Origin of the sequence: Nocardia takedensis NBRC 100417, from assembly GCF_000308695.1 — a bacterium.
Classification (GTDB): Bacteria; Actinomycetota; Actinomycetes; order Mycobacteriales; family Mycobacteriaceae; genus Nocardia; species Nocardia takedensis.
Genome location: NZ_BAGG01000265.1, coordinates 38,851 through 53,041 on the forward strand (window position 1 = coordinate 38,851; position 14,191 = coordinate 53,041).

Annotated in this window: 13 protein-coding genes; 10 read left to right on the forward strand and 3 right to left on the reverse strand. The window is 72.1% G+C overall.

The window, feature by feature from the left end:
• The first annotated feature begins 5 nt into the window (after nucleotides 1-5).
• The 6 genes from ON30_RS34510 to ON30_RS34535 all read left to right on the forward strand — a co-directional run bounded on the left by ON30_RS34510 (nucleotide 6) and on the right by ON30_RS34535 (nucleotide 6,335).
• Entirely contained in the window at nucleotides 6-1,670 is a 1,665-nt protein-coding gene (locus ON30_RS34510) for a thiolase C-terminal domain-containing protein (protein WP_040714553.1), read from the forward strand.
• Nucleotides 1,671-1,754: 84 nt separating this feature from the next.
• Nucleotides 1,755-2,273 carry a DoxX family protein gene (locus tag ON30_RS34515; protein WP_040714555.1) on the forward strand — a complete coding sequence of 173 codons (519 nt, stop codon included), beginning with the start codon at nucleotides 1,755-1,757 and terminating at the stop codon, nucleotides 2,271-2,273.
• Nucleotides 2,273-3,091: an NAD(P)-dependent oxidoreductase gene (locus ON30_RS34520; RefSeq protein ID WP_040714557.1), complete on the forward strand. Its 819-nt coding sequence runs from the start codon at nucleotides 2,273-2,275 to the stop codon at nucleotides 3,089-3,091. The genes ON30_RS34515 and ON30_RS34520 overlap by 1 nt, the downstream gene beginning before the upstream one ends.
• 25 nt (nucleotides 3,092-3,116) lie before the next feature.
• On the forward strand, nucleotides 3,117-3,953 hold the full coding sequence (locus tag ON30_RS34525) for an NAD(P)-dependent oxidoreductase (RefSeq protein WP_040714558.1): 837 nt from the start codon (nucleotides 3,117-3,119) through the stop codon (nucleotides 3,951-3,953).
• Nucleotides 3,946-5,079, forward strand: a complete 1,134-nt coding sequence (locus tag ON30_RS34530) for an acyl-CoA dehydrogenase family protein (protein ID WP_040714560.1) — start codon at nucleotides 3,946-3,948, stop codon at nucleotides 5,077-5,079. Before ON30_RS34525 ends, ON30_RS34530 begins: the two co-directional genes overlap by 8 nt.
• A 23-nt stretch (nucleotides 5,080-5,102) precedes the next feature.
• The gene (locus tag ON30_RS34535) at nucleotides 5,103-6,335 is read left to right on the forward strand and encodes an acyl-CoA dehydrogenase family protein (protein ID WP_040714562.1); all 1,233 of its coding nucleotides are present in this window, start codon (nucleotides 5,103-5,105) and stop codon (nucleotides 6,333-6,335) included.
• A 1-nt stretch (nucleotide 6,336) separates the two neighbouring features.
• On the opposite strand, the gene ON30_RS34540 is transcribed toward ON30_RS34535, so the two are convergent.
• From ON30_RS34540 to ON30_RS39945, 3 genes are read right to left on the reverse strand one after another with little or no spacing between them, the layout of a single operon-like run.
• Complete coding sequence (locus tag ON30_RS34540) at nucleotides 6,337-7,104, reverse strand: enoyl-CoA hydratase/isomerase family protein (RefSeq protein ID WP_040714563.1); 768 nt, start codon at nucleotides 7,102-7,104, stop codon at nucleotides 6,337-6,339.
• Nucleotides 7,104-8,375, reverse strand: a complete 1,272-nt coding sequence (locus ON30_RS34545; protein ID WP_218006342.1) for an acetyl-CoA hydrolase/transferase family protein — start codon at nucleotides 8,373-8,375, stop codon at nucleotides 7,104-7,106. Before ON30_RS34545 ends, ON30_RS34540 begins: the two co-directional genes overlap by 1 nt.
• Entirely contained in the window at nucleotides 8,372-9,538 is a 1,167-nt protein-coding gene (locus ON30_RS39945; RefSeq protein ID WP_040714674.1) for a CaiB/BaiF CoA transferase family protein, read from the reverse strand. Before ON30_RS39945 ends, ON30_RS34545 begins: the two co-directional genes overlap by 4 nt.
• 84 nt (nucleotides 9,539-9,622) lie before the next feature.
• Between ON30_RS39945 and ON30_RS34555 the strand changes: the two genes are divergently transcribed.
• The 4 genes from ON30_RS34555 to ON30_RS34570 all read left to right on the forward strand — a co-directional run bounded on the left by ON30_RS34555 (nucleotide 9,623) and on the right by ON30_RS34570 (nucleotide 14,185).
• Entirely contained in the window at nucleotides 9,623-11,128 is a 1,506-nt protein-coding gene (locus tag ON30_RS34555; RefSeq protein ID WP_040714564.1) for a class I adenylate-forming enzyme family protein, read from the forward strand.
• Nucleotides 11,125-11,889: an SDR family NAD(P)-dependent oxidoreductase gene (locus tag ON30_RS34560; RefSeq protein WP_040714566.1), complete on the forward strand. Its 765-nt coding sequence runs from the start codon at nucleotides 11,125-11,127 to the stop codon at nucleotides 11,887-11,889. Before ON30_RS34555 ends, ON30_RS34560 begins: the two co-directional genes overlap by 4 nt.
• Before the next feature lie 107 nt (nucleotides 11,890-11,996).
• A complete protein-coding gene (gene acuI / locus ON30_RS34565) occupies nucleotides 11,997-12,980 on the forward strand; it encodes an acrylyl-CoA reductase (NADPH) (RefSeq protein ID WP_040714567.1) in 984 nt (327 codons plus the stop codon).
• Between the two features lie 11 nt (nucleotides 12,981-12,991).
• A complete protein-coding gene (locus tag ON30_RS34570; RefSeq protein WP_040714569.1) occupies nucleotides 12,992-14,185 on the forward strand; it encodes a MaoC family dehydratase in 1,194 nt (397 codons plus the stop codon).
• The last annotated feature ends 6 nt before the right edge of the window (nucleotides 14,186-14,191 follow it).

Here is a 14,191-nt window from a genome sequence, read left to right on the forward strand (position 1 = left end):
CGACGTTGCCGGACGCACCTGCCTCGGGGCGACCGCTGCCCCTGCTGACCCTCGACACCGAGTTCTTCTGGACCTCGGGGGCCGACGGGGTGCTGCGCCTGCGGCACTGCCGCTCCTGTGACGCGCTGCAACATCCTCCGCAGCCGGTGTGCCGCTACTGCCGCGGCCACGATCTCGACGTCCGCGCGGTGTCGGGGGCGGCGACGCTGGCGAGTTTCACGGTCAACCACCGTTTCGGCGGCCCCGGCCTGCCCCCGCCGTACGTGGTGGCGACCGTGGCGCTGGTGGAGGACCCACGAATTCGACTGACCACCAACATCATCGACGCCGATCCCGCCGACCTGCGACTCGGCGCGCGGGTGCAAGTGGTCTTCGAACCGGACGGCGACGTCTGGCTGCCGCTGTTCCGCCTGTCCGCCGACCAGGCCGCCCCGGACCCGCTCCCGGTGGACGAGATCGCGCCCGACCGCTTCGGCGAGCACATTCGGGTCGGACTGTCGCGCAGGAAGTTCGAGGACGAGGTCGCCCTGACCGGCGCGGGCATGTCCCGGATCGGCAGGCGGCTGATGGTCCCGCCGCTCGAACTGACCGTGGAAGCGTGTGAGAAGGCCGTCGCCGACGCCGGACTCACCTTCGCCGACATCGACGGCCTGTCCTCCTACCCCGGCGGCGGCAACCTCGGCGGCTTCGCCGAAGGCGGCGTGACCGCGCTCGAGGCCGCCCTGGGCCTGCGCCCCACCTGGCACAACGGCGGCATCGAGACCTTCGGCCCCGCGGGCTCGGTGATCGCGGCGATGACGGCGGTGGCGGCCGGACTGGCCCGGCACGTGCTGTGCTTCCGCACGGTGTGGGAGTCGACGTTCGGCGAGCTGATGAAAGCGGGCCGGATCACGCCCTCGGGCGGCCGGACCACCAGTTGGCTCGCGCCGTTCGGGGCCTCCTCGGCCGCGCACACCCTCGCACAGAAGGCGCAGCGGCACTTCCACGACTACGGGACGACCCGCGAGACCCTCGGCTGGATCGCGCTGAACCAGCGCGCCAACGCCGAACTCGACCCCACCGCGGTCTACCGCTCCCCGATGACGATGGACGACTACCTGACCGCGCGTCCGGTGACCACCCCGTTCGGCCTCTACGACTGCGATGTGCCGTGCGACGGCGCGGTCGCGGTGATCGTCTCGGCGGTCGAGGCCGCGCGCGATCTGCCCGGCACTCCGGTGCTGGTGGAGGCCGTCGGCACCCAGATCGTGGAACGCCTGGAATGGGATCAGAGCACCCTGACCCACGAACCGCAGGTGCTCGGCCCGGCCGCGCACCTGTGGACGCGCACCGACCTGCGCCCCGCGGATGTCGACGTGGCCCAACTCTACGACGGGTTCACCTTCAACTGTCTGTCCTGGATCGAGGCGCTGGGCTTCTGCGGGATCGGCGAGGCCGCGGATTTCCTCGAGGGCGGCAAGAACATCGCGCGCGACGGCCTGCTGCCGCTCAACACCCACGGCGGCCAGCTCTCGCACGGCCGCACCCACGGGATGGGGCTGTTGCACGAGGCGATCGTCCAGTTGCGCGGCGCGGCCGGTCCGCGCCAGGTGGACGGCGCGCGGGTCGCGGTGGTCTCCAGCGGCGGGCTCACGCCGGGCGGCGCGATCCTGTTGCGCACCGAGACCTGAGGACCCCGCCCCCTGGACAGTCGATTACGACTGTCCCCCAACGCTATTCGACGGCGGCGACGAGCCGCCGGGAGGTGACCGCAGATGATCGAGACCGATACCGCGCTGCTGCTGTTGCGGATCGTGGTGGGCGCCACCATGATCGCGCACGGCCTCAACCACTGGATCGGCGGCGGGAAGATCGCGGGCACCGCGGGCTGGTTCGCGAGCCTGGGCCTGCGCAACGGCGTACTACAGGCGTGGCTGAGCGTGCTCACCGAGATCGGCGCGGGCGCGCTGCTGATCCTGGGCCTGCTCACACCTTTCGCCGCCGCCGCGGTGGTCGCGGTGATGCTGGTGGCCGGGTTGCTCGCGCACCGCCCCAACGGCTTCTTCGTCTTCCGCGAAGGCTACGAATACGTGCTGGTGCTGGCCGTCACCGCGGTGGCGCTGGGCCTGCTCGGACCGGGCCGGATCTCGCTCGACCACGCCGCCGACATCACGATCACCGGGTGGGCGGGCGGCGGCGTCGCCCTGGGTCTGGGCGTACTGTCCACCCTGGGCCTGCTCGCCGTCTTCTACCGCCCCGCCCCCGCTCCCGCGACGGTCGAGGAGGTGCGCTGATGCGCGTCGGATTCATCGGACTCGGCAGCCAGGGCGGGCCGATGGCCCGCCGGATCGTCGAAGGCGGCTTCCCCACCACGCTGTGGGCGCGACGGGCCGCCTCGCTCGAGCCCTACGCCGACACCGCCGCCGAGATCGCGGACTCCCCCGCCGCGTTGGCCGCGGCCAGTGACCTGGTGTGCCTGTGCGTCGTCGGCGACGACGACGTCCGCGAGGTCGCCACCGGGCCGGACGGCGTGCTCGCCGCGATGGCCGCGGGGTCGATCCTGGCCGTGCACTCCACCGTCCACCCCGACACCTGCCGCGCCCTCGCGGAACTGGCCGCGCCCCGCGACATCTCGGTGATCGACGCGCCCGTCAGCGGCGGTGGACCCGCGGCCTCGGCGGGCAAGCTGCTCGTGATGGTCGGCGGCGCGAAGGAGGCCGTCGAACGGGCCCGGCCGGTCTTCGAGACCTACGCGAGCCCCGTCGTGCACCTGGGCGAGATCGGCTCCGGCCAGTCCGCGAAACTGCTGAACAACCTGCTGTTCACCGCGAATCTCGCCACCGCGCACGGCGCGCTGCGACTGGGCGCGGATCTCGGCCTGGACCCGGGACGCCTGGGCGAGGTCATCACCCACGGCACCGCCGACAGCTTCGCGCTGGGCCGCATCGTCGCGGCGGGCGGCACCCTGGACCGGTTGGCGGCGCACGCGGGCGACCTGCTGCGCAAGGACGTCGGCCTGGTCGCCGCCTTGGCCGAGGCCGCGGGCCTCACGCCGGGCATCGAACTCGGGGCCGCCGACGCCACGCTGGCGCTCATGCGCCGCGAACGCTGAGACCTCGGACGCCCAGGAGGACACCGTGCGGATCGGATTCATCGGGGCCGGACGGATGGGCGCGCCCATGGCGGCGCGTCTGGCGGCGGCGGGCCACGAAGTGCGCGTGCTCGGCCGCACCGACGAAACGCGCTCCGCGCTCGCGGATCTCGGCCTCACCGCCGTCGCCGACCCCACCGAGGTCGCCGACGGGGCCGACGCGGTGGTGCTCTGCGTGTTCAGCGACGAGCAGGTGCGCGCCGTGTGCCTGGACGGACCGCTGCTGGGCGCGCTCCCCCGCGGCGCGCTGCTGGTCGTGCACACCACAGGCGCACCGGACACCGTCGGCGCGGTCGCGGCGGCGGCCGCCCGCTACGGCGTCGGCGTCGTGGACGCGCCCGTCAGCGGCGGACCGCACGACATCGCGCGCGGGACGCTGACCGTCTTCCTCGGCGGCGGCGACGTCGAGATCGCCCGCGCGCGCGAGGTTCTCGGCGCGTACGCCGACCCGGTGCTGCACGTCGGGCCGCTCGGCGCGGGCCAGCGCGTCAAATTGGTGAACAACGCCCTGTTCGCCGCGCAGATCGGCCTGGTCGCCGAAGCCGTCCGCTTGGCGGGCGAACTCGGCGTCGAGGAGACCACCCTGCTCCACGCACTCCCCCATGCCAGCGGCGGCAGTCGGGCGCTGGCGGGCATCGCCGCCAAGGGCTCGGTCGACGGATTCGGTTCCGCCGTCGGTGAATTCCTGCGCAAGGACATCGCCGTCACCCGGGCGCTGGCAGGCGCGCTCGGCGCGAACCTGGGCCTGCTCGCCGCGGCGATCGAGGCGGGCGTCCCGCCCGAGGCCGCTTCCGCTCCGACCGAAGGACTCCCCCATGCCTGACGACCCCCGCGCGGATCAGCGCTTCTTCCGCACCACGACCCGCGATTTCCTCACCGAGACGATGCCCGTGAGCGCCGTGCGCGCCCACGGCGACGCGGGCGGCGGCTTCGACCGGGACTGGTGGCGGCGCGCCGCCGAACTCGGCTGGACCGCGATGCTGGTGCCCGAACACCTCGGCGGCGGATCGGTCTCCGGTCAGCCGGTGACCGAACTCGCCTCGGTGGCCGAGGAACTCGGCCGCGCCGCCGCCCCGGGACCGTTCGTGACGACCAGCGCCGTGCTGGCCGGTCTGGCGCACGGTGGCGAGCGCCACGCGGACACCGTAGGCGCGATCCTGTCCGGCGCGACGGTCGCGACCTGGGCGGTCTACGAACCGGGCCGCGGCTTCGACGTGCTCGGATCGGACGCGGTCGGCCAGACCCGCGCGGTACGCGACGGCGACGGCTACCGCGTGAGCGGGGTCAAGGACCGGGTGGAGGCCGCCGACCAAGCCGACCTGTTCCTGGTCACCGCCACGAGCGCGGACGGTCCGGTGCAACTGTTGGTGCGCGCCGACGCCCCCGGCGTCACCGTCAGCCCGGCCTGGACCATCGATCTGACCCGCCGCACCGCGCGGGTCGCCTTCGAGGACGTCCCCGCCGAGGCCGTCGCGCACACCGGCGAGCAGGCCCGCGCGGCGATCGCGGCGCAGGCGGACATCGCCGCGCTGCTCACCGCCGCCGAATCGACCGGGGCCGCCGACCGCGCGCTGACCGGCACCCTGACCTGGTTGTTCGACCGCTACACCTTCGGCAGGCCACTGGCCTCCTACCAGGCGCTCAAGCACCGGATGGCCGACAACAAGACCTGGCTGGAGGCCTGCCGGGCCACCTCGTTCGCGGCCGCCGCGGCCTGGGACGCGGGCGCGCCGCACGCCGCCGAATACGTCAGCGTCGCGAAATCCTATGTGGCGGACAAGACCCCGGTGATCGCCCAGGACTGCGTGCAGTTGCACGGCGGCATCGGGGTCACCTGGGAACACGATCTGCACCTGTTCCTGCGCCGGATCACCCTGGGCCGCGCCCTCTACGGCACGCCGGAGGAACACCGCCGCCGCATCACCGACCTGCTCGACACCGCCGCCTGAACGCACCGAGAAAGGCGTCACCCATGACCACCGACACCGAGTCCGTCGAATCCTTCCGCGCGCGGGCGCGGACCTGGCTGCGCGAGAACCTGCCGCCCGCTCCCGACGAGCCGATGAAATCCGACTCCGAACAGGCGTGGGAACATGCCCGGCGGTTGCAGCGCCTGCTGCACGACGGCGGTTTCGCCGGCGTCTGCTTCCCCACCGAATACGGCGGCCTCGGACTGAGTTCGGAGCATCAGCGAGCCTTCACCGAGGAGTCGCTGCCCTATGAGATGCCGCTGCTGCTGAACGTGCCGACCCTGGCGATCTGCGCCGCCGCGCTGCTGGACCTGGGCACCGAGGAGCAGAAGCGCGCGCACCTGCCCGCGGTGCTGCGCGGCGACGAACTGCTGGTGCAGTTCCTGTCCGAACCGCGCGGCGGGTCGGATCTGGCCGGCCTCACCACCAAGGCCGAGGCCGACGGCGACCGCTGGATCCTCAACGGCGCCAAGATCTGGAGTTCGGGCGCATACGCCGCCGACTACGGCCTGTGCCTGGCGCGGACCAACTGGGAGGTGCCCAAACACCGCGGGCTCACCATGTTCCTGGTGCCGGTGCACGCCGAGGGCGTCACGGTGCAGCGCATCAAACAGGTCACCGGGTCCACCGAATTCTGCCAGGAGTTCTTCGACGACGTCGCGCTGCCCGCGGACGCGGTGCTCGGCCACGTCGACGCGGGCTGGGAAGCCGCCTCTCGCTTGCTGTTCCACGAACGCGCGGCCCTGGGCGGCACCTCCCCCTACACCAGCGGCGCGCGCCCGCACCTGGGCGGCGAGGTGGACCGTCTGCTGCGACTGGCCCGGGCCACCGGACAGTTCACGGACCCCCGCGTCCGCGAGGACATCGGGGCGGCCCGCGCGATGACCGTCGTGCGCGACCAGCTCATCGAACACATCACCGAGGCCATCACCGAAGGCGCGCTGCCGATTTCGGCCGGAGCCATCACCCGCCTGTTCTCCGCCGAGAACGCCTGGTTGCAAACCGACACCGCCCTGCGCATCGCCGGTCCCGGCGGCGCCACCCACACACCGGGCGACGCCGCCGACACCGAGACCGTCGGCCTGGACTACCTGTTCCGGGCGGCGTGGAGCCTGGCGGGCGGCAGCACCGAGATGGCGCGCACCGTCATCAGCGAACGCGTCCTGGGCATGCCGCGCGAATACGCCGCCGACCGGGACGTGCCGTTCAACCAGGTCCAGCAGGGACGCCGCTGAGTCAACGGCCGGTCCAGCGGGGCGCGCGCTTCTCGGCGAAGGCGCGCGGCCCCTCCTGGGCGTCTTCGCTCTCGTAGCAGTGCTCGGCCGCGTGCCGGGCGGCGCGCAGAGCCGCGGACCGGCCCATCTCGGTGGCGAGCATGACCGTGTCGCGCGCGGCCCGCACCGACAGCGGCGCGCCCGCCAGGATCTCGTGGGCCAGATCCACCGCCACCTCGAGCAGGTCGGCCGGGTCGGCCAACCGGTTCACCAGACCGATCTCGTAGGCGCGGTAGGCGTCGATCGGCTTGCCGGTCAACAGGATCTCCATCATGATCCGCTGCGGGATCATGTGGATCAGCGGCGCCGCCCACGGGGAGGCGCGCCCCACCTTCACCTCGGTCACCGCGAAACTCGCCGAGGTCGCGGCGACACACAGATCGCACGCCTGCGCGATCATCCACCCGCCCGCGAACGCCGCGCCGTTGACCGCGGCGATGGTCGGCTTGCTCAGTTCGACGGTGTCGTAGGGCAGGGCGAACATCTCGCGCGGCGGCACGCCCATCCCGCTGTCCACCATCTCCTTCAGATCACCGCCCGCGCAGAAGGCCCGACCCGTGCCGGTCAGGATCGCGACCCGCAGCGCGGGATCGCGCTCGAACCTGTCCCAGGCGGCGGCCAACCCGGCGCGTACCTCCCGCGACAGGCAGTTGCGTGTCTCGGGCCGGTTCAGGGTCAGGATCGCGATCCCGTCCTCGCGGGCCTGGAAGACCACGGCGTCCTCGCTCATCAGAAACCTCTCCGCTCGATCTCGCGGGCGGCGCGAGACAGTTCGTCACGAAAGTCGGGATGGGCCACGGCGACCAACCGCCGGGCCCGCTCGGCCAGCGTGCGGCCCGCCAGTTCGGCGGCGCCGAATTCGGTGACGATCACGTCCACGTCGCTGCGCGCGGTGGTGACCGGCCCCGACAGCGCCGCGGTGATCCGGCTGACAGCGCCGCCGCGCGCCGTGCTCGGCAGCGCGATCACCGCGTGCCCGCCCGGCGAGCGCAGGCCCGCGCGCACGAAATCGACTTGGCCCCCGGTGCCCCCGAGATAGGCCGACCCGCTCTGCTCGGCGTTGACCTGCCCGGTGAGATCGACCTCGATCGCGGAGTTGATCGTCACCAGGCGGCTCAGCCGCGCCAGCACCGCCGGGTCGTGGGTGTAGTCGGTGGTGCACATGCGCAGGCGCGCGTTGCGGTCGGCGAAGCGGTAGAGGCGGTCGGTGCCGATCAGCGCGCCGGTGATGGAGACGCCCGCGTCGATCTCCTTGCGCGCGTCGGTGAGCACGCCAGCCTCGATCAGGTCGACCACGCCGTCGCCGATCATGCCGGAATGCACCCCGAGGTCGCGGCGGTCGCCGAGCAGGCGCAGCACCGCGTCGGGCACCGCGCCGACGCCGGTCTGCAACACCGCGCCGTCCTCGATGAACGCCGCGACATTGCGGGCGATGGCCTGCTCCAGCGGGCCCGCCGGGGCGGGCGGCACCCGCACCGGATCACGCGAAACCGTTACCGCGTAGTCGATCTCGCGCGCGGGCAGGCGTTCCCCCTCGGTCCGCGGCACGCGGTCGTTGACCTCGGCGACCACCACCCGGGCGGCCCGCACCGCCGCCAGGACGTGGTCGCTGATCAGGCCGAAGCTGTGCGTGCCGTCCGGGTCGGCGGGGGCCACCTGGACGAAGGCGACGTCGCAGCGCAGCGTGCCGTCCGCGATCATCGGACCGACGCGGCCGACGTGGCAGGGCACGACGTCGAGGCGGTGCGCCTTGGTCAGTGCCCGCAGCGTCCCGATCGCGCCCATGCTCCCGGGCCGGAACGCTTCGGCGGCGGCCGGCGTGAACAGCCCGGAGAAACTGGTGGCGATGAACAGGGCAAGATCCGGGATCGCCGCGCCCTGGGCGATGAGCGCTTCGATCAGCGTCGTCGGTTCGCCGCACGCCTGACCCGCGACGATCCGGTCGCCGGGGCGCAGGATGGCCCGCAGGTCCAACTCCGGGCCGGACAGGACGGCGGTCACCGGGCCGCTCCCGCCCCGTTGTTCCGCCGGACCGTCTCGGCCAGGACCGCTTCGGTGTCGGCCCCCAACCGAGGTGGCGGGCCCGCTATCCGCCCGGGGGTGCGGGAGAATCGGACCGGCGGACCCGGGAATCGCAGGGGGCCGTGCGGGGAGTCCACGCTCTGGAAGAAGCCGACCGCCGCGAGGTGGGCGTCGTCGAACAGGTCGTCGAGGGAGCGCACGGCCGCCGCCGGGATCTCCAGCGCGCGCAGCAGTTCCAGCCATTCGGCGTTGGTGCGCTGGGCGAAGGTCTCGGCCAGCCGCGCGTAGACCGTGTCGATCCGCTGCGCGCGGTGGGCCAGCGTCGCGAATTCCGGTCCGGCCCAAGGCGGTTGCACGGCGTTCACGAACGCCGACCAGTGTTTGTCGTTGTAGACCAGCACGGCCAGGTAGCCGTCGGCCGTGCGGTAGGGCCTGCGGTCCGGGATCACCGCGCGCGGGTAGCCCGCGGGCGAGAGCGGCGGATCGAACAGGCGACCGTTGGCGTGTTCGACGAGCATGAACGCGGCCATCGTCTCGAACATCGGGACCTCGACCTCCTGTCCCTCGCCGGTGCGCTCGCGGTGCAACAGGGCCATCGTGGTGGCGTAGACGGCGGTCATCCCGGCGACCTTGTCGGCGATGATCGTGCCGACGTAACCCGGTGTGCCGGTGAGCATCTCCTGCACCGCAGGAATGCCGCACTCGGCCTGGACGGTGTCGTCGTAGGCGGGTCGCCCGGATTCGGGTCCGCCGCGGCCGTAGCCGTAGCAGTGGGTGTAGACGATGTCGGGGCGCAGCGCGGCCACCCGCGCGTAGCCGAAGCCGAGGCGTTCGATCGCGGCGGCGCGCATGGAGTGCACGAAAACATCCGCGCCCGCAACGAGTTCGCGCAACGCGGCCGCGCCGGATTCGGTGCGCAGATCCAGGACCACACTGCGTTTGCCCCGGTTGACGTTGGCGAAGACACCGCTCATGCCCGGCTCGGGGCCGACCGAGATGTAGCGGGTGTCGTCGCCGCGCGGCGCTTCGACCTTGATGACCTCCGCGCCCATATCGGCCATGATCTGCGTGCAGTACGGGCCCATCACCATCGCCGTGAGATCGATGACCCGGATCCCGGACAGCGGACCTGCGTGTTCCATCGCGTCCTCCTTCGCACCCACTCGGTGCCGATCCTTCACTGTCTATCTGATGAATCTTTGTAAGGATAGTGATATCAAGGACGGGTGGACAGTTTCACCGGCGAAATCCGTACCCCGCGACCGATCGCGCGGGTCCTGGACGCCGCACTCGCCGCCCGGCGCGACTCCCCCGCCGTCGTCGCGACCTCCGGCACATGGACTTACGCCGACTTGGACGAGCAGGCGGGTCGGGCCGCGGGCGCGCTCTGGGCGCTGGGGGTACGTCCGGGCGACCGGGTCGCGGCCTGCCTGCCCAACGACCTGGCGATCGTGGCCGCCTTCCACGGCGCGCAGCGGATCGGGGCGATCTGGGCGGGGATCGGCGAAGCACTGGCCCCCGCCGAACAGCAGTACCTGCACGATCTGTGCGCACCGGCCGCACTGCTGACGGGTCCGCGCTGGCAGGGGAATTCGCCGCGCGCGGTCGATCCGGGGCGGTGGACCGACCTGCTCGACCGGGCCGACCCCGCACCGGAGATCGCGCACGACATCGACGCCCCCGCCGGCATCGGATTCACCAGCGGCACCTCCGGTCGACCGAAGGCCGTCGTGCACAGTCAGCGCAATCTGCTGCTCCCGGGCGCGGTCACGGTCGCGACCCGCGGGTGGGGCCCGGACCTGCGGCGCGGCGACAGCTTCCCGATGACCATCCTCAACATGATGGCGCTGTCCACCTTGACCACCGCCCAGGCGGGCGGGTGCGCGGTGATCATGGACCGCCGCGACGTGGCGGGCGTGGCCGAGTGGATCGCCGCGCACCGTGTGACGGTGTGGAACGGAGCCCCCGCCCAGCTCTACGACCTCGCCCGGCTGCCGGGCGCGGATCTCGGCTCGCTGCGCGAGGTCTGGAGCGGCGGGGCCGACACCTCCGAGGCGATCCGCACCGCGTTCGCGGCGGCGCACGGCGTCGTCCCGCGCGCCACCTACGGCCTGAGCGAAGCACCCACGGTGGTCGCCATGGACCCGCCCGGCGACGCGTGGACCCCGGGCGGCAGCGGACGGGTCCAGCCGCAGTTCCACGTCGCCGCCTACGACGACGACGGTCGCGCGCTCCCCCCGGGCGAACTCGGCGAACTGCGCTTGCGCGCCGCCGACACCGGACCGTGGGCCGGACTGTGGCGGCCCTGCCTCGGCTACTGGAGCGACGGCGCGGTGACACCGCCCGAGCCCGGCCCGTTCGCCACCGGCGACATCGGCACGGTCGACGCGGGCGGCGAACTCGCGGTGCTCGACCGCAAGAAGCTGGTCATCATCCGCGGCGGCGCGAACGTCTACCCGCTCGAGGTGGAGCGCGTGCTCGCTGGTCATCCCGACGTGGCGCGGGTCGCGGTGTTCCCGGTGCCGGACGAGCGACTCGGCCAGAAGGTCGCGGCGGTCATCGAGAGCCCCCGCGAGACACCGGATTTCGCGGCGCTGGCGGCGCTGTGCCGCCGCGAGCTGGCCGGATACAAGGTGCCCGAGATCTGGACCAGGGTGGCCGCGCTGCCGCTCAACGCCATGGGCAAGGTAGAGCGCACCCGACTCACCGCACTGGTCACGGAGGCCCGATGAACCCCGCGCTGCGCCTGTTCGACCTGCACGGCCGGGTGGCCGTGGTGACCGGGGCCTCCTCGGGTCTCGGGGCCGCGGTGGCCGAGACGCTGGCCGGTCTCGGCGCGCGGGTCGCCGTGGTGGCCCGCCGGACGGACCGACTCGACGATCTGGCCGACCGCGTCGACGGCATGGCCCTCGCGTGCGATCTGAGCGCACCGGATCGACTGGCCGAGGTGATCCCGCGGGTCGTCGAGCGACTCGGTCCGCCGCGCGTCCTGGTCAACGCCGCGGGCAACCGGTTCACCACCGCGCGCGCCGAGGACGAACCGCTCGAGGCCGTGCGCGCCACCCTTGACCTGAACCTGGTGGCCCCGTTCCTGTTGGCGCAGGCGGTGTTCCCGCACATGCGCGACAACGGCGGCGGTTCGATCGTGAACATCTCCTCGATCAGCGGCCGCGTCGGCGTGCCAGGCATCCCGCAGGCGTCCTACGCGGCGAGCAAGGCCGGATTGTCCGGGCTCACCGCCGAACTCGCCGTGCAGTGGGCCCGGCATTCGATCCGGGTGAACACCGTCGCCCCAGGATTCTTCCGCAGCGAGATCACCGACAGCCTCTACGACAGCGAACGCGGCGCGGACTACCTGCGGCGCAACACCCCGCTGCCCACCGAGGCCACGGCCGAGGATCTGGTCGGCGCGGTCACCTGGCTGGCGAGCGAGGCCGCCCGCTACGTCACCGGACAGACCGTCGTCGTCGACGGCGGTTGGACGGCACGTTGACCAGAGGATTTCCGGCGCGCGCCGGTTGACATCACCCACCCCGAGCGGAACATAATCATACCCATTGGAGAATGTAATTCTCCTGATAGTGGAAGGACACTCCCCGGATGTTCTCGGCACTACTCATCGACAAGGACGACAGCGGACAGCGGGTCACCCTGACCGACCTGGACGAGTCGGCGCTGCCCGACGGCGACGTCACGATCGACCTCGCCTGGTCAACGCTGAACTACAAGGACGCCTTGGCCCTCACCGGCAAGTCGCCGGTGGTCCGCACATTCCCCCTCGTCCCCGGCATCGACCTCGCGGGCACCGTCACCCACAGCGACCACCCGGACTGGTCCGCGGGCGAGGAGGTCCTGCTCAACGGCTGGGGCGTCGGCGAAAGCCACTGGGGCGGACTGTCCCAGCGCGCCCGGGTCAAGGGCGACTGGCTCATCGCGCTCCCGAAGGAATTCACCGTGCGCCAGGCCATGGCCATCGGCACCGCCGGCTACACCGCGAGCCTGTGCGTCGAGGCGCTGGACAGCTTCGGCGTGCGGCCCGCCGACGGCGAGATCCTGGTCACCGGCGCGACCGGCGGCGTCGGCAGCGTCGCCGTGGCACTGCTGGCTGCGGCGGGCTTCACCGTCGCGGCGGCCACCGGCAAGGCGAGCGAGGCCGACTACCTGACCGGACTGGGCGCGAGCGCGATCCTCGACCGCGCCGAACTCGCCGACCGCGGCAAACCGCTCCAGAAAGAGCGCTGGGCGGGCGTGGTCGACACCGCGGGCAGCCACACACTGGTCAACGCCGCCGCCCAGACCCGCTACGGCGGCGCGGTCGCGGCCTGCGGTCTTGCCCACGGCATGGATCTGCCCGGCACCGTCGCGCCGTTCATCCTGCGCGGGGTCACGCTGTTGGGCATCGACAGCGTCATGGCCCCCACGCCGCGGCGCGTGCGGGCCTGGGAGCGACTGGCCCGCGACCTGGACCCGACACTGCTGGACACCATCGCCACCGAGATCTCCCTCGGCGAGGCCGTGGCCGCCGCGGACCGCCTGATCGACGGCGCCGTGCGCGGCCGCTACGTCGTCGACGTGAATCGCTGAGGAGCGCGCCGATGGTCACCAAGAAGAAAGCGCCGGGACCGGAACTGGATCTGTCCGACGTCGACCACCGGGTCGGCAAGCCGGTCGGCGGCGGCCAGTTGTGGGACCCGTGCAGTTCCTCCGACATCCGCCGCTGGGTGATGGCGATGGATTACCCCAACCCGCTGCACTGGGATCAGGAATTCGCCAGCGAATCCCGCTACGGCGGGCTGATCGCCCCCCAGTCCATCGCGGTGGCACTGGATTACGGGCACGGCGCGCAACCCGCGTGCGTCGGCCGCATTCCCGGCAGCCACCTCATCTTCGGCGGCGAGGAGTGGTGGTTCTACGGCGCGCCCGTACGCCCCGGCGACACCCTGTTCCAGGACCGGCGTTTCCACGACTACAAGGTGGTCGAGACCAAATTCGCCGGACCCACGATGTTCTCGCGCGGCGACACCACCCACCGCAACCAGCACGGCGTGCTGGTCGCGCGCGAACGCTCCACGGCCATCCGCTATCTCGCGGAGGAGGCGACCGCGCGCGGCATGTACGACAACCAGTTGGGCGCGCTCAAACGGTGGACGGCGGAGGAACTCACCGAGATCGAACAGCTGCGCCACCAGTGGATCCTGTCCAACCGTCTCGGACTCTCCCCGCACTTCGATGAAGTGAAGGTGGGCGACAAACTGCCGCGCCGGGTGCTGGGCCCCCACAGCGTCGCCACCTTCACCACCGAGTACCGCGCCTTCCTGTTCAACATCTGGGGCACCTTCGGCTGGACCGCCCCCGAAGGACTCGCGGACCCCTGGATCAACCAGGACCCCGGCTGGACCGAGGGATTCGGGTTCGACGAGGAAGGCGCGAAGATCGATCCGCGCAAACGCGACGGTCTCTACCTGGGCCCCTCGCGCGGCCACATCGACGGTGACAAGGCCGGCGAGGTCGGCATGGCCCGCGCCTACGGCTACGGCGCGACGATGGGTGCATGGTGCACCGACTACCTCGCCTACTGGGCGGGCAACGACGGCATGGTCCGCCACACCAAGGCCGACTTCCGCGGCCCCGCCTTCGAGGGCGACGTCACCTATTTCGACGCCGAGATCATCGACAAGATCCCGGATTCGACCTGGGGCGTACCGCTGGTGCAGGTGCGCCTGAAGCTCACCAGTCAGCAGTTCACCACCCTGGTGGACTGCACCGCCGAGATCGAACTGCCGCACTGAGGGGCC

Coding starts and splice junctions, on each gene's coding strand:
- ON30_RS34515 (WP_040714555.1), top strand. CDS start 1,755: ATGATCGAGACCGATACCGCGCTGCTGCTGTTGCGGATCGTGGTGGGC.
- ON30_RS34520 (WP_040714557.1), top strand. CDS start 2,273: ATGCGCGTCGGATTCATCGGACTCGGCAGCCAGGGCGGGCCGATGGCC.
- ON30_RS34530 (WP_040714560.1), top strand. CDS start 3,946: ATGCCTGACGACCCCCGCGCGGATCAGCGCTTCTTCCGCACCACGACC.
- ON30_RS34535 (WP_040714562.1), top strand. CDS start 5,103: ATGACCACCGACACCGAGTCCGTCGAATCCTTCCGCGCGCGGGCGCGG.
- ON30_RS34540 (WP_040714563.1), bottom strand. CDS start 7,104: ATGAGCGAGGACGCCGTGGTCTTCCAGGCCCGCGAGGACGGGATCGCG.
- ON30_RS39945 (WP_040714674.1), bottom strand. CDS start 9,538: ATGGAACACGCAGGTCCGCTGTCCGGGATCCGGGTCATCGATCTCACG.
- ON30_RS34560 (WP_040714566.1), top strand. CDS start 11,125: ATGAACCCCGCGCTGCGCCTGTTCGACCTGCACGGCCGGGTGGCCGTG.
- acuI (WP_040714567.1), top strand. CDS start 11,997: ATGTTCTCGGCACTACTCATCGACAAGGACGACAGCGGACAGCGGGTC.
- ON30_RS34570 (WP_040714569.1), top strand. CDS start 12,992: ATGGTCACCAAGAAGAAAGCGCCGGGACCGGAACTGGATCTGTCCGAC.